Origin of the sequence: Amycolatopsis umgeniensis (genome assembly GCF_014205155.1) — a bacterium.
In the GTDB taxonomy this organism is placed as follows: Bacteria; Actinomycetota; Actinomycetes; order Mycobacteriales; family Pseudonocardiaceae; genus Amycolatopsis; species Amycolatopsis umgeniensis.
On sequence record NZ_JACHMX010000001.1, the window covers coordinates 2,486,307 to 2,508,115 of the forward strand.

At 69.5% G+C, this 21,809-nt stretch carries 21 protein-coding genes; 8 read left to right on the plus strand and 13 right to left on the minus strand.

The features are described 5' to 3' along the window. Positions 1-20: 20 nt before the first annotated feature. Genes HDA45_RS11155 through HDA45_RS11170 form a run of 4 tightly spaced genes read right to left on the minus strand, consistent with a single transcriptional unit; the run spans position 21 to position 4,418 of the window. A complete protein-coding gene (locus tag HDA45_RS11155) occupies positions 21-518 on the minus strand; it encodes a GNAT family N-acetyltransferase (protein WP_184894393.1) in 498 nt (165 codons plus the stop codon). Continuing rightward, positions 511-2,643, minus strand: coding sequence for an NAD-dependent DNA ligase LigA (gene ligA / locus HDA45_RS11160; RefSeq protein WP_184894395.1), 2,133 nt, complete (start codon positions 2,641-2,643; stop codon positions 511-513). The genes HDA45_RS11155 and ligA overlap by 8 nt, the downstream gene beginning before the upstream one ends. A gap of 10 nt (positions 2,644-2,653) precedes the next feature. Further along, complete coding sequence (locus HDA45_RS11165; RefSeq protein WP_184894397.1) at positions 2,654-3,358, minus strand: hypothetical protein; 705 nt, start codon at positions 3,356-3,358, stop codon at positions 2,654-2,656. 22 nt (positions 3,359-3,380) lie between these two features. Beyond that, positions 3,381-4,418 carry a uroporphyrinogen decarboxylase/cobalamine-independent methonine synthase family protein gene (locus HDA45_RS11170; RefSeq protein ID WP_184894399.1) on the minus strand — a complete coding sequence of 346 codons (1,038 nt, stop codon included), beginning with the start codon at positions 4,416-4,418 and terminating at the stop codon, positions 3,381-3,383. A 120-nt stretch (positions 4,419-4,538) separates the two neighbouring features. Between HDA45_RS11170 and HDA45_RS11175 the strand changes: the two genes are divergently transcribed. From HDA45_RS11175 to HDA45_RS11185, 3 genes are all read left to right on the plus strand, one after another. Further along, a complete protein-coding gene (locus HDA45_RS11175) occupies positions 4,539-5,348 on the plus strand; it encodes an LURP-one-related family protein (RefSeq protein ID WP_184894401.1) in 810 nt (269 codons plus the stop codon). Positions 5,349-5,820: 472 nt separating this feature from the next. Next, positions 5,821-6,858 carry an MBL fold metallo-hydrolase gene (locus HDA45_RS11180; protein WP_184894403.1) on the plus strand — a complete coding sequence of 346 codons (1,038 nt, stop codon included), beginning with the start codon at positions 5,821-5,823 and terminating at the stop codon, positions 6,856-6,858. Continuing rightward, the gene (locus tag HDA45_RS11185; RefSeq protein WP_184894405.1) at positions 6,855-7,298 is read left to right on the plus strand and encodes a GNAT family N-acetyltransferase; all 444 of its coding nucleotides are present in this window, start codon (positions 6,855-6,857) and stop codon (positions 7,296-7,298) included. Before HDA45_RS11180 ends, HDA45_RS11185 begins: the two co-directional genes overlap by 4 nt. 60 nt (positions 7,299-7,358) lie before the next feature. Here the strand turns inward: HDA45_RS11185 and mnmA are convergent, their stop codons facing one another. The 4 genes from mnmA to HDA45_RS11205 form a co-directional block, all read right to left on the minus strand. Continuing rightward, the gene (gene mnmA / locus HDA45_RS11190; protein ID WP_184894407.1) at positions 7,359-8,453 is read right to left on the minus strand and encodes a tRNA 2-thiouridine(34) synthase MnmA; all 1,095 of its coding nucleotides are present in this window, start codon (positions 8,451-8,453) and stop codon (positions 7,359-7,361) included. A gap of 5 nt (positions 8,454-8,458) precedes the next feature. Beyond that, on the minus strand, positions 8,459-9,655 hold the full coding sequence (locus HDA45_RS11195; protein ID WP_184905502.1) for a cysteine desulfurase family protein: 1,197 nt from the start codon (positions 9,653-9,655) through the stop codon (positions 8,459-8,461). Positions 9,656-9,703: 48 nt separating this feature from the next. Next, positions 9,704-11,083 carry an MFS transporter gene (locus HDA45_RS11200; RefSeq protein WP_184894409.1) on the minus strand — a complete coding sequence of 460 codons (1,380 nt, stop codon included), beginning with the start codon at positions 11,081-11,083 and terminating at the stop codon, positions 9,704-9,706. Between the two features lie 119 nt (positions 11,084-11,202). Continuing rightward, positions 11,203-12,477 carry a helix-turn-helix transcriptional regulator gene (locus HDA45_RS11205; RefSeq protein WP_184894411.1) on the minus strand — a complete coding sequence of 425 codons (1,275 nt, stop codon included), beginning with the start codon at positions 12,475-12,477 and terminating at the stop codon, positions 11,203-11,205. Between the two features lie 136 nt (positions 12,478-12,613). Here HDA45_RS11205 and HDA45_RS11210 point away from each other — a divergent pair, with 136 nt between their 5' ends. Next, positions 12,614-13,504, plus strand: a complete 891-nt coding sequence (locus HDA45_RS11210) for an NADP-dependent oxidoreductase (protein WP_184894414.1) — start codon at positions 12,614-12,616, stop codon at positions 13,502-13,504. 74 nt (positions 13,505-13,578) lie between these two features. Here the strand turns inward: HDA45_RS11210 and HDA45_RS11215 are convergent, their stop codons facing one another. The 4 genes from HDA45_RS11215 to HDA45_RS11230 all read right to left on the minus strand — a co-directional run bounded on the left by HDA45_RS11215 (position 13,579) and on the right by HDA45_RS11230 (position 17,195). Then, positions 13,579-14,469, minus strand: coding sequence for a lysophospholipid acyltransferase family protein (locus tag HDA45_RS11215; protein WP_184894416.1), 891 nt, complete (start codon positions 14,467-14,469; stop codon positions 13,579-13,581). Then, complete coding sequence (locus HDA45_RS11220) at positions 14,466-15,248, minus strand: GNAT family N-acetyltransferase (RefSeq protein ID WP_184894418.1); 783 nt, start codon at positions 15,246-15,248, stop codon at positions 14,466-14,468. The genes HDA45_RS11215 and HDA45_RS11220 overlap by 4 nt, the downstream gene beginning before the upstream one ends. A gap of 175 nt (positions 15,249-15,423) precedes the next feature. Then, positions 15,424-16,383 carry an electron transfer flavoprotein subunit alpha/FixB family protein gene (locus HDA45_RS11225; RefSeq protein ID WP_184894420.1) on the minus strand — a complete coding sequence of 320 codons (960 nt, stop codon included), beginning with the start codon at positions 16,381-16,383 and terminating at the stop codon, positions 15,424-15,426. 26 nt (positions 16,384-16,409) lie between these two features. After that, positions 16,410-17,195: an electron transfer flavoprotein subunit beta/FixA family protein gene (locus HDA45_RS11230; RefSeq protein WP_184894422.1), complete on the minus strand. Its 786-nt coding sequence runs from the start codon at positions 17,193-17,195 to the stop codon at positions 16,410-16,412. A gap of 243 nt (positions 17,196-17,438) precedes the next feature. Between HDA45_RS11230 and HDA45_RS11235 the strand changes: the two genes are divergently transcribed. After that, complete coding sequence (locus HDA45_RS11235; protein ID WP_184894423.1) at positions 17,439-18,290, plus strand: DegV family protein; 852 nt, start codon at positions 17,439-17,441, stop codon at positions 18,288-18,290. On the opposite strand, the gene HDA45_RS11240 is transcribed toward HDA45_RS11235, so the two are convergent. Then, complete coding sequence (locus tag HDA45_RS11240; RefSeq protein ID WP_184894425.1) at positions 18,271-18,693, minus strand: hypothetical protein; 423 nt, start codon at positions 18,691-18,693, stop codon at positions 18,271-18,273. The genes HDA45_RS11235 and HDA45_RS11240 overlap by 20 nt on opposite strands. A gap of 70 nt (positions 18,694-18,763) precedes the next feature. Between HDA45_RS11240 and HDA45_RS11245 the strand changes: the two genes are divergently transcribed. Genes HDA45_RS11245 through HDA45_RS11255 form a run of 3 tightly spaced genes read left to right on the plus strand, consistent with a single transcriptional unit; the run spans position 18,764 to position 21,547 of the window. Continuing rightward, positions 18,764-19,537: a methyltransferase domain-containing protein gene (locus tag HDA45_RS11245; protein ID WP_184894427.1), complete on the plus strand. Its 774-nt coding sequence runs from the start codon at positions 18,764-18,766 to the stop codon at positions 19,535-19,537. Further along, complete coding sequence (locus tag HDA45_RS11250; protein WP_184894429.1) at positions 19,534-21,045, plus strand: 1,4-alpha-glucan branching protein domain-containing protein; 1,512 nt, start codon at positions 19,534-19,536, stop codon at positions 21,043-21,045. Before HDA45_RS11245 ends, HDA45_RS11250 begins: the two co-directional genes overlap by 4 nt. Before the next feature lie 13 nt (positions 21,046-21,058). Beyond that, complete coding sequence (locus HDA45_RS11255) at positions 21,059-21,547, plus strand: glutathione peroxidase (protein ID WP_184894431.1); 489 nt, start codon at positions 21,059-21,061, stop codon at positions 21,545-21,547. The last annotated feature ends 262 nt before the right edge of the window (positions 21,548-21,809 follow it).

Here is a 21,809-nt window from a genome sequence, read left to right on the forward strand (position 1 = left end):
AGAGGACTAAATGCGGAAGGTCAGGCGAGCTCCAGGCGGTAGGCGATCAAGGTCACCCCGGGGTGCGGCTCCCAGTCACGTTCGGGCAGCCGCGTGAAACCGAGCCGCTCGTAGAGCCGGTGCGCCCGTTTCATCGTGACCAGGCTGCACAGCACCACCCTGTCGGCGTCGAGTTCCCGTGCCCGCTCGATGACGGCCCTGGTCAGGGCCTCGCCGATGCCACGCCCGGTGGCCGAGGGCGAAACGCCGAGCATGCGGAACTCCAGCTCGCCCTCGCGGGACAGCTCGGCGAACGGCGTGCCCGGCCGCGCGATGGTGACGGTGCCCACGAGCGCACCGTCACCGTCCACCGCGACCAGGAGTTCGGCCTGCTCGGCCCGTTTCGCGGCGTCGACGAGCTCGGCCGCGTAGCCGACGCCTTCCACGAGGCCGTAATCCTCGGAGTACGCGGCCAGGGTGAGTTCCCCGACCGCCTCCAGTTCGCCGGCCCTGGCGGGCCGGATCTCCAGGTCACTCACCGCTCTCCTCCTCGTTCGGCAGCGCGAGCTCGGCGGCGGCCTCGGGGCCGCTTTCGAGCAGCACCCGGAAGCCGTTCTCGTCGAGCACCGGAACCTTCAGCTGGACGGCCTTGTCGTACTTCGTCCCCGGCGCGTCGCCGACGACGACGAACGCCGTCTTCTTCGACACCGAACCGGCCGCCTTCCCGCCGCGGGCCATGATGAACTCCTTGGCCTCGTCACGGGAGTAGTCGTTCAGCGAACCGGTGACGACGATCGACAGCCCCTCGAGGTTGCGCGGGATCGACTCGTCGCGCTCCTCCTCCATCCGCACGCCCGCCGCACGCCACTTCTCGACGATTTCACGATGCCAATCGATCTCGAACCACTCTTTCGCGGCCCGGACGATGGTCGGGCCGACCCCGTCGACACCGGCGAGCTCCTCTTCGGAAGCGTTCTCGATCCGTTCCAGTGAACCGAATTCCCGGGCGAGCGCCTGCGCGGCCGTCGGGCCGACGTGCCGGATCGAGAGCCCGACGATGACCTTCCACAGTGGACGGTCCTTGACGGTTTCGAGGTTCTCCAGGAGTTTGCGCCCGTTGGCCGACAGCTCCCCCGCCTTGGTGCGGAACAGGTCGACCTCGAGCAGCTTCTCCTCGTCCAGGTCGAAGATGTCGCCTTCGTCGTGCACGACACCGGCGTCCAGCAACGCCACCGCGGCCTCGTATCCGACCACCTCGATGTCGAAGACGTTCCGGCTCGCCAGGTGGAACAGCCGCTCCCGCCGCTGCGCCGGGCAGAATCGCGCGTTCGGGCAACGGATGTCGATGTCGCCCTCCTTCTGGTACGCCAATTCGGTGTCACAGTTGGGGCAGCGCAACGGCATGACGAACTCGCGCTCTTCACCGGTGCGCGCGTCGGCCACCGGGCCGAGCACCTCGGGGATGACGTCGCCCGCCTTGCGGATGACGACCTTGTCCCCGATCAGCACACCCTTGCGTTTGACCTCTTCCTGGTTGTGCAGCGTCGCCATCGCCACCGTGGACCCGGCCACCTTCACCGGCTCCATCACCGCGAACGGGGTGACCCGCCCGGTGCGGCCGACGTTGACCTGGATGTCCAGCAGGGTGGTGATCGCCTCTTCCGGCGGGTACTTGTAGGCGATCGCCCAGCGCGGCGCGCGCGAAGTCGTCCCGAGACGGCGCTGGAGGCCGACCTCGTCGACCTTGATGACGACGCCGTCGATCTCGTGCTCGGCGTCGTGGCGGTGCTCGCCCCAGAACTTGATGTGCTCCAGCAGTTCCCCGCCGGTCGCGAGCACCTTGCTGTGCGGCGAGACCGGCAGGCCCCACGCGGCGAGCGCGTCGTACGCCTCGGACTGGCGCTTCGGCTCGAAGCCGTCACGTTTCCCGAGCCCGTGGCAGATCAGGCGCAGGTTGCGGGACTTCGTGATCTTGGGATCCTTCTGCCGCAACGATCCGGCGGCGGTGTTACGCGGATTCGCGTACGGGTCCTTGCCCGCCTCGACCATCTTCGCGTTGAGCGCCAAGAAGTCCTCGACGCGGAAGAACACCTCGCCGCGGACCTCGACCAGCGCGGGCACCGGGAACTGATCAGTGCCCGTGAGCCTGTCCGGCACCTGCTCCAGGGTGCGGACGTTGAGCGTGACGTCCTCGCCGGTGCGGCCGTCGCCCCTGGTCAGCGCGCGGGTCAGACGGCCGTTCTCGTACAGCAGGTTGATCGCGAGCCCGTCGATCTTGAGCTCGGCGAGGTACTTCGTCGCGCCGATCTCCTTCTGGACCCTCTCGACCCAGGTCTCGAACTCCTCGCCGTCGAAGACGTTGTCGAGGCTGAGCATGCGTTCGAGGTGGTCGTGCGCGACGAACTCGGTCGAGAACGTGCCGCCGACGTTCTGGGTCGGCGAATCCGGCGTCACCAGCCCCGGATGCTCGTCCTCGATGGCCTGGAGTTCGTTGAGCAGCTCGTCGAACTGGCCGTCGGACACGATCGGCGAATCCAGCACGTAGTACCGGAACTGGTGCCCGCGGATCTCCTCCGCCAGTTCGGCATGCCTTTCACGGACTTCGGCGGGCACGTCGGTGACGTCCTGCGCTGGTTCGAGGTTTTCGGGAAGTTCGCTGCTCACAGGGGTGAGCCTAGTCGGGGGTACCGACATTTCCGGGCGTCGGTGAGCCGAGTCGGCCGACCACTTCGCGAAGCTCCAGCAAGGTCAGTTGCCCGTCCTGGGCCTCCGTCACCAGCTCGACCTTGCCCAGCCGCTCGGCCGCGACGCGCTCACCCAGCGTGGCGTCCAGCGGCAGGAAGGTCATCGTCGTCCTGGTCTCCGGCCGGAGCTCTTCGATCAGCGGGTGGAACACGGTCACGTCCACCCGTCCGGCTGAATCGTCCACTTTCGCGGTCACCCGGACGTCGGCGAGCGCGATGCGGGTCTCGCCGAGGTTGACGGTGACTTCGCTCGGATCGGGGACGGGCGGCACGGAGTCGTGGTACTCCCAGATCGCGTCCTCCGGCGGCGCGGCGGCCTTCCACGCGTCGGTGTACGGGCGCAGTTCCGGATCCTCCTGGCCGGTGAGCACGAGCGAGTAGATCGCGCGGTGCCCCCGATCGAGGGAGAAGTGCAGCCGAGGGTGCAGCGCCTCGACGATGGTGCAGAGGTCGTGTTCCACGCGGTGCGGTTCGCGGTCGCCGAGCGCGGCGCTGACTTCGGGCAGGAGGGCGAACCACGCCTCCCAGAACGTCACCGCCGCGGCGGCCGCGTCCTCGGGGACCGGCTGCTCCGGCCACGCGGTGCGGGGGTCGGGAACGTCCTCGGACTTGCGGGAGCGGCGGAACAAACGCATGGAGGGCACGCTACCGCGCCGATCACCAGCCTTCAGGCGGTTCGAGGAAAGCCTTGCCCGCCTCCCGGCTGAGGGTGAGCGCGCGGCGCATCCACTCGGGGGTGGCGCCCGCGAGACCGCACGCCGGGGTCGGTACGACCCGTTCGGCGAGGATCTCCCGGCGGAATCCGAGCCTGTCGACGAGCTTGAACACGGGCGTGACCAGGTCACGCAGCGCCACCGGCACACCGGGGTCGGCGGTGGGGACGAGCCCGAGCATCAGCGTCGTGCCGGAGTCCAGCGCCTCACCGATCTCGTCGAGCTGCGCGGGCGAAGCACCCTTCAACAGAGTGAAGTCGAACGCGATCGCTTTCGCTCCCGCCGCGCGCAGCAACGAGATCGGCGGCTTCTCGGCACAACAGTGCACGGCGACCGGCTGACCGGTGATGCGCTCCGCCCCGGCGATCACCGTCGACAGCAGTTCGCGGGCCTCCGGCGCGGGTACGGCGGAAACGGTGCCGTAGCCGGACGCCGTCGGGAGGTCACCGGCGAGGACGGCGGGCAGCGACGGTTCGTCGAACTGCAGCACCACCGGCGCGCCGACGCGCGACTTCAGCTCCGCGACGTGACCGGCCAGGCCGTCCAGCAGCGACGAGGTGAAATCGCGCAGCGCGCCCCGGTCGGTGAGGATCCGGTGCCCTCGCTGGAGTTCGACGTTCGCGGCGAGCGTCCACGGCCCCGCGACCTGTGCCTTGAACACCGGCGGCGCGGCGCCCGCCTTCTCCCTCGCCTCCTGGACGGCGTCGAGGTCCCAGCTCATCAGGTCGACGGCCCGGCGGTGGTCGTGCCCGGGACGGGCGGCGACCCGATAGCCGCTCGGCACCACTTCGACGGCGAGGTCGACCAGCAGCGCCGCCGTCCGGCCGATCAGGTCGGCGCCGACGCCGCGCGCCGGAAGTTCGGGCAGACAGGGGAATTCGGGCAGTTCGCCGAACACGATCGACGCGGCCTCGACCGGATCGGTGCCGGGCAGGGAACCGATCGCGGTCGCCGCGCCTAGAGGCCAAGGTCGTTCGTTCACACCCGGATTCTCCCCTTGGTCCGGACCGGCGACCCGGCGGGGCACGCCGAGACACGGACATTCGCCGCAATTGCCGTCGACGAGCCCGCGGTGGCTCCGAGCGCATTACTCTGACCTGCCATGACGAGCTCTCCACAGCCCGCCGGCTGGTATCCCGACCAGCAGAACCCCCGGGTCTACCGGTGGTGGGACGGGCAAGCCTGGACGGCCAACACGCGGCCGTCTCACGACGCCGAGATGATCGAGCTGGACATCGAGGGCGCGCACGATCCGGGCAAGATCCGGACGCAGGTGGCGAAGGGGACCCAAAGCCGGGCCGGCGGGGTCGTCGGCGGCGGCACCCTGTTCTCCGAACCCGTACTGGTGGTCAACCAGCGCGCGAAACTCATCGAAATGTCCAACGAGTTCGGGGTCTTCGACCAGAACGGCAACCGCCTCGGCGGCGTCGTCCAGGTCGGGCAGAGCACGCTGAAGAAAGCCATCCGGCTGCTCACGAATTACGACCAGTACCTGACCCACCGTTTCGAAATCCGGGACGCGAACCACAGCACCGTGCTGAAGGTGACGCGGCCGGCGAAGGTGTTCAAATCCCGGTTCCTGGTGACGAAGGCCGACGATTCCCCGATCGGGGAGATCGTGCAGGAGAACGTCTTCGGCAAGATCCGGCTGGGTTTCCTGGTCGACGGCCAGAAGGTCGGCGGGATCTTCGCCGAGAACTGGCGGGCCTGGAACTTCGTGATCAGGGACCACGCCGACGTCGAGATCGCGCGGATCACCAAGACCTGGGGCGGTTTCGTGAAGGCCGCGTTCACCACCGCCGACAACTACGTCGTCGAGATCCACCGGCCGCTGCGGGATCCGCTGGCCTCGATGGTGGTCGCCTCGGCGCTGACCATCGACACGGCGCTGAAGCAGGACGACAAAGGCTGAGCGCTCGCGGGGCACGTCTCGGCCGCACGCGAGTCGGCCGGATGGGGCCGTGAGTGGCGATCGGGTCAGGGCCCGGTCCGTGAAGGCCCCCTTCCCTCGGCTCAGCCGGGGAAACTCGACCTTCACGGACTTTCAAGCGGGGTAGGAGCACCGGTGGCCGTTCGATCGCTGACCGTGTCTTAGGTACCTACTGCGGGGTGAGCACTGGGACTGTTGCGAAAGTGGCGTTCGCAACGTGCACAGGCGAGCGGGCAGTGGCGGAAGGTCTCGGTCAAGTAGGTCGCGAACGGCCAGTCCCGCATTGGGGTCGTGAGTGGCGAAAACGGTTAGAACCCGAATCGCCACTCACGACCCCAACTCGATTCGACAAGTGACCGGGGTCTCACCCCACTCAAGTGGACACTCGCCTTCCGGCGGCTCAAGGTGGGAGGACTGGGCGGCACGCCGGAGTGCGTCCGGGACGGAGGTCACCATGGAGCCGTTGCCCGAAGACGGCGAACGGGACTGGGCCGAGCCAGGCGTCTACACGGTTTCGCCGGGGGTCCACCGGATCCCGCTGCCCCTGCCGCAGGACGCGCTGCGCGCGGTCAACGTCTACGTCGTCACCGACGGCACGCGCCTCGTCCTCATCGACTCGGGCTGGGCGCTGGAGTCGGCGCGCGAACGACTTTCGCGCGGATTGAAGGCGCTCGGCGCCGATCTCGGCGACGTCGACGAATTCCTGATCACCCACGTCCATCGCGATCACTACACGCTCGCCGTGGAACTGCGCCGCGAGTTCGGCGGCACGATCGGGCTCGGCAAGCTGGAGGAGCCTTCGCTGGTGCGCTCCGGGGATCCCGACCGCTTCCCGATGGAGGCGCAGGTCGGCCTCCTCGAACGCTGCGGCGCGGTGCCCGTGGTCGAGGAACTCGCCAAGGCCTTCGGCGGGGTCCGGCACACCGAGGCGCATCTGTGGGAGCTGCCCGACGATTGGCTCGCCCCCGGCAAACGCGCCATCGTGCCCGGCCGCGAGTTCGACGTCGTGCACACGCCGGGCCACACGGCCGGGCACGTCGTCTTCGTGGACGACGAAGCCGGGCTGGTGTTCTCCGGCGACCACGTGCTGCCGCACATCACGCCGTCCATCGGATTCCAGCCGGTGCCTGCCGAACTCCCGCTGAGGGACTACCTCGACTCCCTGCGCCTGGTGCGCGAGATGCCCGACCGGCGCATGCTCCCCGCGCACGGACGCGTCACCGACAGCGTCCACGCCAGGGTGGACGAACTGCTGGAGCACCACCGCGACCGGCTCGAGGTCATGGGCGCCGAGATCACCGCGGACGTCACGACGGCGTACGAGGTCGCGTTGCGGCTGGGCTGGACACGCAAGCTGCGCAAGCTCCCCGAGATGGACCCGTTCAACCAGATGCTCGCCGTCCTCGAGACCGGTTCTCATCTGGATCTGCTGGTGGCCCAAGGGAAACTGACCTCGACCGAGACCGACGGCGTGCGACACTACGCCTCGTGATCATCCGTCAAGCCCGCCGGGAAGACGTCGCGGCGATCGTCGGGATGCTCGCCGACGACCAGATCGGCAGCACTCGTGATTCCACAGACGACCTCACGCCGTACCTCGAGGCCTTCGAGGAGATCGACGCCGATCCGTCGCACCTGCTGATCGTCGCCGACGACGCCGGTGAGGCCGTCGGCACGCTCCAGTTGTCGATCATTCCCGGCTTGGCCAGGAAGGGCGCGCTGCGCGGGCAGATCGAGGCCGTCCGGGTGCGGGCGAGCCATCGCGGCTCCGGCCTCGGCGGCGACCTGATGAAGTGGGCGATCGACGAATCCCGGCGCCGGGGCTGCGCCCTCGTCCAGCTGACGTCGGACGTGAAACGCGAGGATGCGCACCGGTTCTACGAGCGCCTCGGTTTCGAGGCGAGCCACACCGGCTTCAAGCTGAAGTTCTGAACCCCCGCGTTTCGTCCTCTGGTTGCGGTAGTTGCACACGCAAGGAGCGCATCCAGAGGACTAATTGCGGGTTTCCGAGATCTTCGCGCTTCCCAGCACGAGATCGCCTTCGGCCGCGTCGGTGCGGTACAGCACGACGACCTGTCCCGGCGCGACACCGCGCAGCGGCTCACGCAACTGGATGGTCACCTCGTCCTCCGCGACCTCGGCGACGGCCTCGACGATCCCGCCGTGCGCGCGCACCTGGACGACGCATTCGGTCGGGCCGTCCAGCGGCCGCTCGCTCGGCCAGATCGGCCGGTTCGCCTCGATCACGTTCACGCCGAGGTCCCGTGAAGAACCGACCTTCACGGTGCCCGAAACCGGCTCCAGCGAAAGCACGTAACGCGGCCGCCCGTCCGGCGCCGGAGCCTCGATGCCGAGCCCCTTGCGCTGCCCGACGGTGAAGCCGTGCACGCCGGTGTGCTCACCGAGCACCGCACCGGTCTCGGCGTCGACGAGCTGCCCGGGACGCCGGCCGAGGCGCTTCTCGAGGAAACTCTTCGTGTCGCCGTCCGGGATGAAGCAGATGTCGTGGCTGTCCGGCTTGTTCGCCACCGACAGCCCGCGGCTCTCGGCCTCGGCGCGCACGTCGGTCTTCCACGAATCACCCAGCGGGAACAGCGAATGCCGCAGCTGCTCCGGGGTCAGCGAGGCCAGCACGTACGACTGGTCCTTGCCGGAGTCCACACTGCGGCGCAGCTCGGGGACACCGTCCACAAGGGACAGCCGGGCGTAGTGCCCGGTGGCGACGGCGTCGAAACCGAGCGCCATCGCCTTGTCCAGCAACGCCTCGAACTTGATCTTCTCGTTGCAGGTGACGCACGGGTTCGGCGTCCGGCCGGCGGCGTACTCCCCGACGAAGGTCTCGATGACCTCTTCGGTGAAGCGCTCGGCGAAATCCCAGATGTAGAAGGGGATGCCGAGGATGTCGGCCGCACGCCGCGCGTCGCCCGAGTCCTCGATCGTGCAACAGCCGCGGGAGCCGGTGCGCAGCGTGCCGGGCTTCGCCGACAGCGCCAGGTGCACGCCGACGACCTCGTGCCCGGCGTCCACGGCGCGTGCGGCGGCCACCGCCGAGTCCACTCCCCCGCTCATCGCGGCCAGTACGCGCATCTTCCTCACACCTCTTGCTTCTGCGTCTGCTTGCGCATTCCGGCTAGTCCCGCCTGCCTCGCCCTGTCGACGACGCCCGCGATCTCCTTCGAAACCGCTTCAACGTCTTCCGGCGCCGAGGTATGCCCGAACGAGAACCGCAGCGACCCGCGCGCGGCCGCCGGATCGGCACCCATGGCCAGCAGCACGTGGCTCGGCTGCGCGACACCCGCCGTGCACGCCGATCCAGTGGAACATTCGATGCCCTTGGCGTCCAAAAGCATCAAGAGACTGTCACCCGCGCAACCAGGGAAGGTGAAGTGGGCGTGCGTCGGCAGGCATTCGCCCCCGCCGCCGTTGAGCACCGCGTCCGGCACCTCGCGCCGGACGGCCTCGATCAGGTCGTCCCGCAGTTCGGCGACGCGTTTGGCGTACTCCTCGCGGCCCTCGACCGTGGCCTTCACCGCCGTCGCGAACGCGATCACCGCGGGCACGTCGAGGGTGCCCGAACGCACACTGCGCTCCTGGCCACCGCCGTGCAGGACCGGAACGCAGGAGGTGTCGCGCCCGAGCAGCAGCGCGCCGACGCCGTACGGGCCGCCGAGCTTGTGCGCGGTCAGGGTCAGGGCCGCGGCGCCGCTCTCGGCGAAGTCGACCGGCACCGCGCCGACGGCCTGGACCGCGTCGGTGTGCAGCGGGATCTCGTGCTCGGCGCAGACGGCGGCGAGCCCGGCGATCGGGTTGACCGTGCCGACCTCGTTGTTCGCCCACATCACGGTGGCCAGCGCGACCGTCTCGGGGCTTTCGCCGATGGCGGCGCGCATCGCCTCCGGCGACACCCGGCCGTCCTCGTCGACCTCGACCCAGACGATCTCGGCGCCCGCGTGCTGCTCCAGCCACTCGACGGAATCGAGGACGGCGTGGTGCTCGACGGTGCTGCACAGCACCCGGCGGCGCTTCGGGTCCTCGCCGTTGCGGGCCCAGAAGATGCCCTTGACCGCGAGGTTGTCGCTCTCCGTGCCGCCACCGGTGAAGATCACTTCGGACGGCCGGGCGCCCAGCGCCTCCGCGATCACCTCGCGGGCTTCTTCGACCCGGCGGCGGGCCCGGCGGCCCGAGGAATGCAGCGCGGAGGCGTTGCCCACTGTGGACAGCGCCTCGGACATGGCCGCTACGGCTTCGGGCAACATCGGGGTGGTCGCCGCGTGGTCGAGATAGGTCATCGCCATACCAGGGTAGACCGCTCCGGGGCGTGACCAAGCCCACCCTGGTCAGCGGGTGGTGCCGCTCATAGCCGACGGCCACCGGCCGGTCAGCCGCACCCCCAGCAGCGCGATGCCGGTCAGCAGCACCGACAGCACCAGGATCGCCACCGAAGGCTCCTTCGCCGACGCCAGCGAGACGAGCAGAACTCCGCCCAAACCGATGGTCAGAGCCGATCCGACCCAGTCGCCGAGCTGCAGCGCCGACGTGTTGAACCCGCGTTCGGCCTCCGGCGAGTAGCGCAGCAGCAGCACCGAGATAGCGGGCATCGCGATCCCCATCCCGGCGCCGCCGACCGCCGACGCCACGAACGCCATCCAGCCGGGGAACGAGGGCAGCGGCACGAAGACGAAGATCGCCAGACCGGCCGCGACCAGCGCGAATCCGGCGCGCAAGGAGGTCTCGCGCGACCAGTCGAGCCTGCGACCCTGCAGCATCGAGCCCGCCGACCAGCCCAGCGCGGTGACCGTCAGCGGCAATCCGGCCAGCGCGGGGCTGTAGCCGTGGACCTCGGTCATCGTGAGCGGCAGGTACGCCTCCATCCCGGCGTACGCGCCCGCGATCAGCCCGCGGGAAGCGATCACTGTCGGCAACCCCGGCCGCGACGTCAGTGTGCCCGCGGGCAGGAGTTTGCGGAGCGCGTACGCCAGGGCCACCAGACCGGCGCCGCCGTAAGCCAGTGCCGCGAGAGACGGATGCTGTGCCGCCCAGGTGACCGCGGCGACGCCGAGGGCGGCGACCACCGCGGGCACGACCCCGGCACGGCTCGCGGACGCGCCGGGCACGTGGGCGGGCAGCCGGCGCGTGACCATCACCAGCAGCGCGAGCCCGATCCCCGTCAGCGGGATCAGCCCGAGGAACACCCAGCGCCAGCCGACGCCCACGGTCACCACACCCGCGATCGAGGGCCCGACCACCGCGGGCAGCACCCACGCGGCGGCGTTGGCGGCGTAGATCACCGGACGTTCACGGTCGCTGAAGGTGAGCGCGATCAGCAGTGACACCGAGACCAGCAGGAGCCCGGACCCGAAACCCTGCAATCCCCGGCCGAGCAGGAGCAACGGCATGTCATGCGCGAGCCCGGCCACCAGCAACCCGGCGGCGAACAGCGCGGTACCGGCGAGCAGCGCGGGCGCCGGGCCCTTGCGGTCGCCGAGGCGTCCGGAAAGGACGGTCGCGACCACACTGGCGACCAGGAACGTGGTGAAGGGCCAGGCGTACAGCGCGAGGCCGTCGAGGTCGGCCACCATCGTCGGCATCGCGGTGGCGACGCCCATGCTCTCGAACGCGATGAGCGTGACCATGAGCAGCAACCCGAACGTGGTCACGCGGTGCTCAGGTGTCCAGAGCACGCCCTTCGGCTTCGCCTTGTCCCCAGTGATCGTCATACACCGAGCGTGCAACCTCCAGTTCGGTGGAGGTCAAGCGGTTCTGGAGTGGCTGGGCGACCGACGGGGCCGGACCGACACCTCACCGCCACGCGAAGCCACGGGCACCCGCGGCCCACTCACGACACGTGACCGACGACCTCCAGCCGCAGCTCCCGCGCCAGCACGGCGGCCTCGCCGCGCGACGTGACTTCCAGCTTCCCGAGGATCTTCCGCACGTGGAACTTCACGGTGTGCTCGGTCAGCTGGAGCTCCTCGGCGATCTGCCGGTTCCTCTTGCCCATGGCGATCCCGGCGAGGACTTCGAGTTCGCGTGAGTTCAGCCTGTCCAGCGGGCGCAGCTCCGGGGTTTCCGCGACGCCCAGCGGCAGGATCGCGGTGATCGTGGCGCCCCAGCCGGGTACGGCGTCGACCTCCCAGCGGCCGTCGAGCGGGGTGATCCGCTCGGTGAGACCGGTGGAGGGCACGGCGCGGGCGACGTCCGGGCCGTCGTCGCGCACGGTGATCCGGAGAGCTCCGCCGTCGATCAGCCAGGACGCCCGGACGCGGGTGCTGCCGCGTTCCAGCGCGGCGAGCACGAGACCCCGGGTGACCGTGCGCGCGGTGTGCGCGATGTCCTGCGCGAGCGGTCGCTCGTCGCCTGGTCCGGAGAGGTCGACGGTCACGTCGTTGTGCCGCACCAAGGGATCCAGCTGCGCGGCGAGGGTGTCGAACGCCGCCGAAGCGGGTTCCGCCGAGAGCTCCCGATCACGATCGGCGACCGAGCGCAGTTCGACGAGCGCGGCCGCGGCGAGATCGGTGGCGGTCTGGCGGGCGGCGGCGTCGCCGAGCTGACGGGATCGCAGCACGGCGAGCAGGGACGCCAGGGTGGTCGCGTGGGTCTGCCCCAGATCGGTGATCGTCTGCGCCCGCGCCGTCGCGGCCGCCAGGTTGCTCGCGATGATCTCGGGTTCGGGATCCGTGGCGCGCTGGGCGGCGTTCACGCTCACGATGTCCCACAGTTTGGCGACGATCCCGAGCGCGAGTTCCGCGGGCGCGTCCTCGGTGGGGACGAGCGCGATCATCGCGCCGTTGCCGATCACCGGAGCCGAGCTCAGGACGACGAGTTTCCGGCGCTTGCCGCCGAGTGTCGCCTCGGTCACCACCGCCTGCCCCGGGACGCCGAGCGCGGCGAGCCGCTGCAGTTCGGCGCTCGTGACCGAGCCGGTGATAGCCGGATCGCCGTCGACCTTGATCGGGATACGGGAGCAGTCGCCGGTCTCCATGGCGGCGGCCCGATGCGGCAGGACGGCCGCGGCCGCCGCGGAGAACCGCGGCAGGAATTCGGCGCGCGTGGCGGCGAGCATGTGCTCGACCTGGCTCAGCACGTACAGCGGATCCGACCACTCGTCCATGGCTCCACAGTAGGCGCGTCCTCGGTGAGCGACGCTGCTCTCCCGGCTAGTGAACACTGCTCGTCCGAGCGGTTCGGGCGGGGTGCGGGCGCCGGTTGACTGATCGCAGCGAAGAAAATCCGATGAGGAGTGAACGATGCGAGCGATCACCATCAGCCAGTACGGCGACACCGAGGTCCTCGAGGCGGCCGAGGTCCCGGTGCCGGAGCCCGGCCCGGGTCAGGTGCGGGTCGCGGTCAAGGCCGCGGGCGTCAACCCGATCGACTGGAAGATCCGGTCCGGCGCCATGGCGGAGGTCCTCCCGGTCGAATTCCCGCACATCCTCGGCCTGGAACTGGCGGGTGTGGTGGACGCGGTGGGCGAAGACGCCGGATTCGCTGTCGGGGACGAGGTCTTCGGCTGGTCCGACTCCGGGGCGTACGCGGAGTACGCGCTGGCGAGCAAGCTCATCCGCAAACCCGCCGGTCTTTCGTGGGCCGAAGCCGCCGCGCTGCCCATCGTGGGAGAGACGGCGTTGCGGGTGCTGGGCGAACTCGAAGTCAAGCCGGGCGAGACGATCGTGCTCCACGGGGCGAGCGGCCAGGTCGGCCGGATCGCGACGCAGGCCGCGGTCGCGCTGGGCGCCACGGTCATCGGGCTGGCGGGCGCTTCGTCACTGGATGAGGTGAAGGCGCTCGGCGCGGTGCCGGTGCAGTACGGCGACGGCTGGGTGGAGCGGGTCCGCTCGGTGGCTCCGGACGGTGTCGACGCGGTGTTCGACGCGGCGGGCTTCGGGGTCCTCGCCGATTCCGTCGCGCTGCTCGGATCACCCGACCGGCTGATCACCATCGCCGACCCGGCCGCGTACGCGCAGGGCTTGAAGTTCTCGGCGGGTGGCGAGGAAAGCGCCGCGGTGCTGGAGGATCTCGTCTCGCGGGGGCTGAAGCTCAAGCTGGGGTCGGCTTACGCGCTCACCGATGTCGCCGAGGCGCACCGCGAGAGCTTCACCGGGCACGCGGGCGGGAAGATCACGCTGACCTTCGAGTGAGCTGAAGGGGCCCATACCCGCATGAGACACGGCGAAGGACGCTTTCACCACGTCTCATGCGGGGAAAGTTCCCTTCAGCCCGCCGGAGTCCGCGCGGGGGCCGGGGCAGGGGTGGGAGCGGGGGCACGCCGCCGCCGCTGCACCGGGATCTGCACCCGGCCGAGCGCCGCCTGCACCGCGGATTCCGCCAGCAGCGCCAGTTCCCGCCGGTCCGACGCGCGGCCCGGCGCGATCTCCGGGCACACGTGCACCTCCAGCACCAGACCGCGCAACGCCGCCACCCGCCGCAGCGAGGCGATGAGCGACTCGGGTCCGATGAACGCCGGCTGCGTCGTCTCCCGTCCGTCGGCGAGCCGGAAGCGCAGGGCGAGCGGCCGCACCGGGACACCGCCGTCGATCGCGGCCTGGAACGCCGCCGGACGGAAGCGGCCCGAGCCGAGACCACACCAGGTGGTGCCCTCCGGGGTCACGCTGACGAGTGATCCGCCGCGCATCGCGTCGGCGAGTTCGTCCATCGTCGCGGGCAGGCTGCGCAGGTTCTCCCGGTCGAGGAAGATGCTGCCGCCGCGGCGGACCAGCAGGCCGAGCACCGGCCAGGCGCCGACCTCCTTCTTGGCGAGCGCCCGCATCGGCTGAATCGCGTTGACCGCGATGATGTCCAGCCACGAGATGTGGTTGTTCACCACGAGCGCGCCACGGCCGGGCACGGCGCGGAAACGCTCGTCGCCGAGGACGCGCAGCCGCACCCCGAACGACTTCAGGATCCCCGCGAACAGCAGGCGCACCAACCGTTCCCGGGGCATGCCGCGCAGCACGAGCACCAGCGGCGCGGCCAGGAAAGCGCCGGCGATGACGCCGATCGCCGCGGCGAACCGCAGGACGCGCCGCGGGAACGCCACCGTCGGCGCCCCTTCGGTCAGGCAGCCGTCGCCGCACGGCGACTTCGGCATCCAGGCGTGAGTCATCCCTGCACTCCCAGGAAGAACTTGAGATAACGCTCGTCGACGTTGTGCAGATCCAGCAGGACGAAGAAGTCCGCGACACCGAAATCCGCGTCCAGCGCGGGCGGGCCGTAGATCTTGGCGCCCAGCCGCGTGTACCCCTTGATGAGCGGCGGGAGGATCGCGCGGGCGGGCCGCTCGAGCCCTTCGGTCCGCCACGGGTTCAGCGGGGTCACCCGGAGCGACTCGTCCGCGTAGTGCTTGGCGCGCAGGACATCCCAGACGCCCGCCGCGTATGCCCCGCCGTCGGTCAGCGGCACGGACGCGCAGCCCGCGAGGTACCGGTGCCCGGCCAGCAGCATGTAGCGCCCGATCCCCGCCCAGACGAGGCTCACCACGGCACCGCTGCGGTGGTCGGGATGCACGCACGAGCGGCCCGTCTCGACCAGCGAAGGACGCAGTGAGTCGAGCGCCGTGAGGTCGAATTCGCTGTCCGAGTAGAGCTTTCCCGCCCGTACCGCCCGATCGGGCGGCAGCATCCGGTAGGTACCCACGATCTCGCCGGTGTTGTCGTCCCGCACCACGAGGTGGTCGCAGAACTCGTCGAAGTAATCGACGTCGAGGCCGGGTACGGGGGAATTGAGCGTCGCTCCCATTTCCTCGGCGAACACCCGATGCCGAAGGCGTTGCGCGGCAACGACTTCTTCGTTTCCGTTGGCGACGAGGAGTGAGTAACGCGGCGCGTCGGCCGGGAGTTCGACACCTGCCTGGTCAGTACTGACGAGGAGCTGTGACGTCGTCATAAGCAAGGTCTACCCCTCGGGGGGTACCAACGACAATGCGCCCGATGGCCGAATAGTGCACGTTCAGTTAATTGCGGGTTCTCAGGCTTCTCTCAGGGTGGAACATCACTTTCGGATCACAGAAAAGGGGCCGTCCGGGAAATTGATCCCGGACGGCCCCCGCTAAGCCTGAAGATCAGCCCTTGCGCTTCTGGACCTCTTCGGTCAGCTGCGGCGCGACGTTGAACAGGTCGCCCACCACACCGAAGTCGGCGATCTCGAAGATCGGCGCCTCGGCGTCCTTGTTGACCGCGATGATGGTCTTCGAGGTCTGCATGCCCGCCCGGTGCTGGATCGCCCCGGAGATGCCCAGCGCGATGTACAGCTGCGGCGAGACCGTCTTACCGGTCTGGCCGACCTGGAACTGCGCCGGGTAGTAGCCCGAGTCGACGGCGGCGCGGGAAGCGCCGACGGCGGCACCGAGCGAGTCGGCGAGCGTCTCGACGACGTCGAACTTGTCGGCCGAGCCGACACCGCGGCCACCGGAGACGACGACCGAGGCCTCGGTCAGCTCCGGACGGTCGCCGCCGACGATCGGCTCGATGCCGGTGATCTTGGCGGACTTCGCCGGGTCGCCCGCGGGGACCTCGACGGTCTCCTCGGCGGCCGCGCCGTCGGCCTGGGTCGCCTCGACCGCGCCGGGGCGGACCGAGATGACCGGGACACCCTTGGTGGACTTGGACTTCACGGAGAACGCGCCACCGAAGATGGACTGGTCGACGCTACCGTCGCCGTTCACGCCGACGGCGTCGTACAGCAGACCGGAGCCGAGGCGGACCGCGACACGGGCGGACACCTCCTTGCCCTCGGCGCTGGCCGCGACGAGCACGGCGGCCGGGGAGGTCCGCTCCGCCAGCGCGGCGAGGACGTCCACCTTCGGGGTGACCAGGAAGCCGGTGGCGTTGTCGCCCTCGGCGACGTACACCTTGGCGGCGCCGTGCGCGGCGAGGGCTTCCTTCGCCTTGGCGGCGGTGCCGGTCGGGCCGACGACGACCGCGGACGGCTCGCCGAGCTCGCGGGCGGCGGTCAGCAGCTCGAGCGTGACCTTCTTGACTTCACCGTCGACGTGGTCGACGAGGACGAGTACTTCAGCCATTTCCCTATTCCTCCTCGAAACCTGTCTCAGATGAGCTTCTGGGCGACCAGGTAAGCGGCCACCTTGCTGCCGCCGTCACCCTCGTCTTCGACGCGCTCACCAGCGGTGCGCGGCGGCTTCGGGGTGGCTTCGAGCACGGACGACCAGGCGTTGCCCAGGCCGACCTCGCCGGCGTCCAGGCCCAGGTCTGCGACGGTCAGCGTCTCGACCGGCTTCTTCTTCGCGGCCATGATGCCCTTGAAGGAGGGGTAGCGCGGCTCGTTGATCTTCTCGCCGACGCTCACCACCGCGGGCAGGTTCGCCTCGAGGTGCGTGACGCCGTCCTCGGTGTAGCGGTCGGCCTTGATCGAGGTGCCGTCGACGGTCAGCTCGTTCACGTGGGTCAGCTGCGGCAGGCCGAGCAGCTCGGCGATGATCGCCGGAACGGCGCCACCGCGGCCGTCGGAGGCCTCGTTACCGGTGATGACCAGGTCGAAGCCTTCGACCTTCGAGATCGCGGCGGCCAGCACCTTGGCGGTGGCGATCGCGTCGGAGCCGTGGAGGGCCTCGTCGGAAACGTGGATGGCCTTGTCGGCACCCATGGACAGCGCCTTGCGGATCGCGTCGGTCGCGCGGTCGGGACCCACCGAGACGACGGTGACCTCGCCCTCGCCGGCTTCCTTGATCTTCAGGGCTTCTTCGACGGCCTTCTCGTTGATCTCGTCGAGCACGGCGTCGGCGGATTCGCGGTCAAGAGTGTTGTCGGCACCGGAGAGCTTCCGCTCCGAGTAGGTGTCCGGTACCTGCTTGACCAGGACAACGATGTTCGTCATGGGTCTACTTCGACCTCCCGTTGGTGGCCGGCGTCGGCCACGGGGCAACAGCTCTACTGGCCGGTAGATTAGGGCCATTTCGGCGCCGCGGCCCGCCGAGGTGACCTCATTCACCTGGATGCACGTTTTAGTGGGACCATCGTCCAGGTATTTCACCCGGAAGTGAGTGTAACCGGCCGACTAACCCGAACGGCCGTATTCCGGGGTACTCCCGGCGAGAGTGACGAGCTAACCTGCCCCACCATGCGTTCCATGCCCGGCGCCGTCGCCGTGATCACGGACTCGACCGCCTGCCTCCCCGTCCCGGTCGCCGAACGCTGGGGAATCGGCGTCGTTCAGGTCCAACTGCAGGTCGGCGAGCAGTTCGACGAAGAGAACCGCTACGACCGCGAAGAGATCATCGACCAGCTACGCGCCGGGACACCGGTGAAGACGGCGCCTCCGGAGGTCGCCGCGTTCTTCTGGGCGTTCCAGGACGCCGCGAGCAAGGGCGCCTCGGCGATCGTCAGCATCCACATCTCGGGACGGATGTCGGAGACGGTGAACGCCGCCCGCGAAGCCGCCCAGCAGGTGAACGTCCCGGTCCACGTCCTCGACAGCGGTACCACCGGGATGAGCCTCGGCTTCGCGGCGACCTCGGCGGCCAAGGTCGCCGCCGCCGGCGGGCAGGCCACCCGGGTCATCGACGCGGCCGAACGCCGGTTCCGGGGCAGCCGGGAGATCCTCTACGTCGACACGCTGGAGTTCTTGCGGCGCGGCGGCCGGATCGGCGCGGCGCAGGCGTTCCTCGGTTCGGCGTTCTCGATCAAACCCCTGCTGACGCTGAAGAACGGCGAGGTCGCCCCGCTGACCCGGGTGCCGGGGCAGCGACGGGCGCTCAACAAACTCGTCGACCTCGCGGTGGAATGCGCGGGCGATCAGGACGTCGAGATCGCCATCACCCGGTTCGGCCCCGACGAACGCGACCTCGAGATCGGCGGGCGGTTGCGGGCACGGCTGCCGCATATGGTCGACAGCACCCTTGTCGACGCCAGCATGATCCTCGGTGCCCACCTCGGCCCCGGAGCCATCGGGATCACGGTGTCTCCGGTGTAGGCCGCTTCCCGGGGATCAGCACCAGTACCAGCGGGAGCACCGCGCCCAGCGCCGTCGTCACGACGATCAGCACCTGGTCCGTCGGCTCGAAATGCGAGACGTGGCCCAGGTGGTAGAGGAAGTGCGGCAGTCCGAAGAGGAACGTGGCCAGCGCCGCGAGCCTGGCCACGGCTGTCGTCCCGATCACGGCCGCGCCGATCAGGATGGCGGAAAGCGCCAGGTTGAGGCCGCCGAAGTCGCGGAGCAGATGTTCGTTGAAGGGGCCGTCCATCGACACCCAGCCGGTGCGGAAGCCGGGGAAGTCCTCGTAGAACCCGCGAGGGCTGAGCAGAGGCCACAGCCCGACGGGCAGTTCGATGAGGCCGAAGACGACGAGCAGTACGCGAGTGAGTGTCCGTTGCATACCCCCTGGACTGGACAGCGCCGCGAAACGTGACACGCGAGCCGAAGTGACCGGCCGGTAGGGTCGCGGCGTGACCACCCCAGCCACCAGGGCCGAAGCGCTGCACCTCACGGGTGAACGCACCGTGCCGGGCATCGCCGAGGAGAACTATTGGTTTCGCCGCCACGAAGCGGCGTATCACCACCTCCTCCCGCTGTGCGAAGGCAAGATCGTCCTGGAGGCGGGCTGCGGCGAGGGCTACGGCGCCGGGCTCATCGCCACCGTCGCCGCGCGGGTGCTCGCGCTCGACTACGACGTCCCCACCACCGAGCACGTCGCCCGCCGCTACCCCGGCATCGGCGTGACCAGGGCGAACCTCGTGTTCCTGCCCCTGCGGGACGCCTCGATCGACGTCGTCGCCAACTTCCAGGTGATCGAGCACCTCTGGGATCAGGGCGCCTTCCTCGCCGAATGCCGCCGCGTGCTGGCTCCCGGCGGACGGCTGATCGTCACCACACCCAACAGGCTGACCTTCACCCCGGACAGCGACACCCCGCTCAACCCGTTCCACACCAGGGAACTCGCACCGTCCGAATTGGACGGACTGCTGCGTGACGCCGGTTTCGAGGTCGAGACGCTGCACGGTCTCCATCACGGCGAGGGCGTGGCGAAGCTCGACGCCGAGTACGGCGGCTCGATCATCGACGCGCAGCTCGACGTCGTCATGGGGCAACTACCCGGCCAGGCGACCTGGCCCCCGGAACTGCTCGCCGACGTCGAAGGCATCCGGGCCGCGGACTTCGCCATCCACGGCGAAGACCTCGACGCCAGCCTCGATCTGGTCGCCGTGGCGGTGCGCCGATGAGCGAGTACGAGGGCACCTTCTGCCTCGTCGTGCACAGCCATCTGCCGTGGCTGCCGCATCACGGCTCGTGGCCGGTCGGCGAAGAATGGCTTTACCAGGCCTGGGCGCATTCGTACCTGCCGATGGTCGACCTCCTGCGCCGGTTCGCCGACGAGGGCCGCGAGGACGTGCTCACCCTCGGCATGACCCCGATCCTCGCCGCCCAGCTCGACGATCCGTACTGCATCGGCGCCTTCCACGACTGGCTCGGCCACTGGCAGCTGCGGGCCTGGCACGCGTCGACGCTCTGGCGCGGAGACCCGCTGCTGCGCGATCTCGCCGCGAGCGAGTACCGGACGGCGACCAAGGCATCCGAAGAGCTCGAAACCCGCTGGCGACACGGTTTCTCGCCGATCCTCCGGTCCTTTGTGGACAGCGGGACGATCGAACTGCTCGGCGGGCCGCTGGCACATCCGTTCCAGCCGCTGCTCGACCCGGCTGTCCGGGACTTCATGCTGCGCGGCGGCCTCGCCGACACCGCGCTGCGGATCGGACAGCGTCCCGAAGGCATTTGGGCACCTGAATGCGGTTACGCGCCCGGTATGGAAGCCGGATACGCGGCCGCGGGCGTCCAGCGGTTCATGGTCGACGGGCCCTCCCTGCACGGCGACACCTCGGCGGCACGGACCGTCGGCGATTCCGACGTCGTCTGCTTCGGCCGCGACCTCGAAGTCACGTACCGCGTGTGGTCGCCGAAGGCCGGCTACCCCGGCAACGCCGCCTATCGCGACTTCCACACCTGGGCGCACGAAGTCGGCCTCAAGCCGTCTCGGGTGACGGGCAAGACCGTCGAGCCGCCCGACAAGGCGCCGTACGACCCGGCGATGGCGGCGGCCACGCTCGGCGGCCACGTCCAGGACTTCGTCGACACCGTCGTCGCCCGGCTGCGCTCGCTCAAGGCCGAGCACGGCCGCGAGTCGCTCGTCGTCGCCGCGTACGACACGGAACTGTTCGGGCACTGGTGGCACGAGGGACCGGCGTGGCTCGAAGGCGTCCTGCGCGCGCTGCCCGAAGCGGGCGTCCGCGTCACCACGCTCAAGGGCGCGCTCGAAGCGGGCCACCTCGGCGGGAAGGTCGACCTCCCCGCGTCGTCATGGGGCTCGGGCAAGGATTGGCGGGTCTGGGACGGCGAGCAGGTCGCCGACATGGTGCGGGACAACACCGCGCTGCAGCACCGGATGCTCGATCTCGTCTCCGGGATGGACACGACGACCCGCGACGCCGTCCGCGACCAGGCCGTCGCCGAGGCGATGCTGGCGCTTTCGAGCGACTGGGCGTTCATGGTCACCAAGGATTCCGCCGCCGACTACGCGCGACGGCGCGCGAAGGCGCACACCGACCGGTTCGACACGCTCGCCGGACTCCTCCGCGACGGCGCGCACGAGCGTGCCGGGGAGACGGCGGCCGCGTTCCGTCGTGACGACGGCCCGTTCGGGCACGTCGACGCGCGTGACCTGCTCAGGAAATGACGAAAGGGGAACCATGGGGATCCACGACATTCCGCTGAAGACGCTCGCGGGTGAGGACGCCACGCTGGGCGGGCTCGAGGGCAAGACGCTGCTGGTGGTGAACGTGGCGTCGAAATGCGGTCTGACGCCGCAGTACACCGGCCTGGAGAAGCTGCAGGAACGCTACGCGGACAAGGGGTTCTCCGTCGTCGGGTTCCCGTGCAACCAGTTCGCGGGCCAGGAGCCGGGCACCGCCGAGGAGATCCAGACCTTCTGCTCGACGACGTACGGGGTTTCGTTCCCGCTGTTCGCGAAGCTGGACGTCAACGGGGAAAGCCGTCACCCGCTCTACACCGAACTGACCAAGGCCGCCGATGCGGAAGGCGCCGCCGGCGACGTGCAGTGGAACTTCGAGAAGTTCCTCGTCGCCCCGTCCGGTGAAGTGGTGGGGCGATTCCGCCCGCGCACCGAGCCCGAAGACGAAGTGATCACCAAGGCGATCGACGCGACGATCGGCGCCTGAAGCACGATTGTTCCCGGCGGGCGGGTTTCCGTATCGAACTGACGGAAACCCGCCCGTTTCCTTTTCCGGAAAACCGGTGACCAAAGTCCCTGAATATCGCTACCCTCCGCGCGATGGCCGGTGGATCAATCACAAAACCTTGACACACAAGGGAAATCCTGACATTCACGGGTGAAGTGGTCTACCCGATTGCACTATGGCGCGACCCCTCGTACAGGGGAAGACTCTTTCGTCGGGGCTCCCCGCACACCACTGGAAAAGC

Bases quoted from the DNA above. Each gene is read 5' to 3' on its own strand.
- HDA45_RS11165 (WP_184894397.1), bottom strand. From the start codon at position 3,358: ATGCGTTTGTTCCGCCGCTCCCGCAAGTCCGAGGACGTTCCCGACCCC.
- HDA45_RS11175 (WP_184894401.1), top strand. From the start codon at position 4,539: ATGACGAGCTCTCCACAGCCCGCCGGCTGGTATCCCGACCAGCAGAAC.
- HDA45_RS11180 (WP_184894403.1), top strand. From the start codon at position 5,821: ATGGAGCCGTTGCCCGAAGACGGCGAACGGGACTGGGCCGAGCCAGGC.
- mnmA (WP_184894407.1), bottom strand. From the start codon at position 8,453: ATGCGCGTACTGGCCGCGATGAGCGGGGGAGTGGACTCGGCGGTGGCC.
- HDA45_RS11195 (WP_184905502.1), bottom strand. From the start codon at position 9,655: ATGACCTATCTCGACCACGCGGCGACCACCCCGATGTTGCCCGAAGCC.
- HDA45_RS11200 (WP_184894409.1), bottom strand. From the start codon at position 11,083: ATGACGATCACTGGGGACAAGGCGAAGCCGAAGGGCGTGCTCTGGACA.
- HDA45_RS11205 (WP_184894411.1), bottom strand. From the start codon at position 12,477: ATGGACGAGTGGTCGGATCCGCTGTACGTGCTGAGCCAGGTCGAGCAC.
- HDA45_RS11210 (WP_184894414.1), top strand. From the start codon at position 12,614: ATGCGAGCGATCACCATCAGCCAGTACGGCGACACCGAGGTCCTCGAG.
- HDA45_RS11215 (WP_184894416.1), bottom strand. From the start codon at position 14,469: ATGACTCACGCCTGGATGCCGAAGTCGCCGTGCGGCGACGGCTGCCTG.
- HDA45_RS11220 (WP_184894418.1), bottom strand. From the start codon at position 15,248: ATGACGACGTCACAGCTCCTCGTCAGTACTGACCAGGCAGGTGTCGAA.
- HDA45_RS11225 (WP_184894420.1), bottom strand. From the start codon at position 16,383: ATGGCTGAAGTACTCGTCCTCGTCGACCACGTCGACGGTGAAGTCAAG.
- HDA45_RS11230 (WP_184894422.1), bottom strand. From the start codon at position 17,195: ATGACGAACATCGTTGTCCTGGTCAAGCAGGTACCGGACACCTACTCG.
- HDA45_RS11235 (WP_184894423.1), top strand. From the start codon at position 17,439: ATGCGTTCCATGCCCGGCGCCGTCGCCGTGATCACGGACTCGACCGCC.
- HDA45_RS11240 (WP_184894425.1), bottom strand. From the start codon at position 18,693: ATGCAACGGACACTCACTCGCGTACTGCTCGTCGTCTTCGGCCTCATC.
- HDA45_RS11250 (WP_184894429.1), top strand. From the start codon at position 19,534: ATGAGCGAGTACGAGGGCACCTTCTGCCTCGTCGTGCACAGCCATCTG.
- HDA45_RS11255 (WP_184894431.1), top strand. From the start codon at position 21,059: ATGGGGATCCACGACATTCCGCTGAAGACGCTCGCGGGTGAGGACGCC.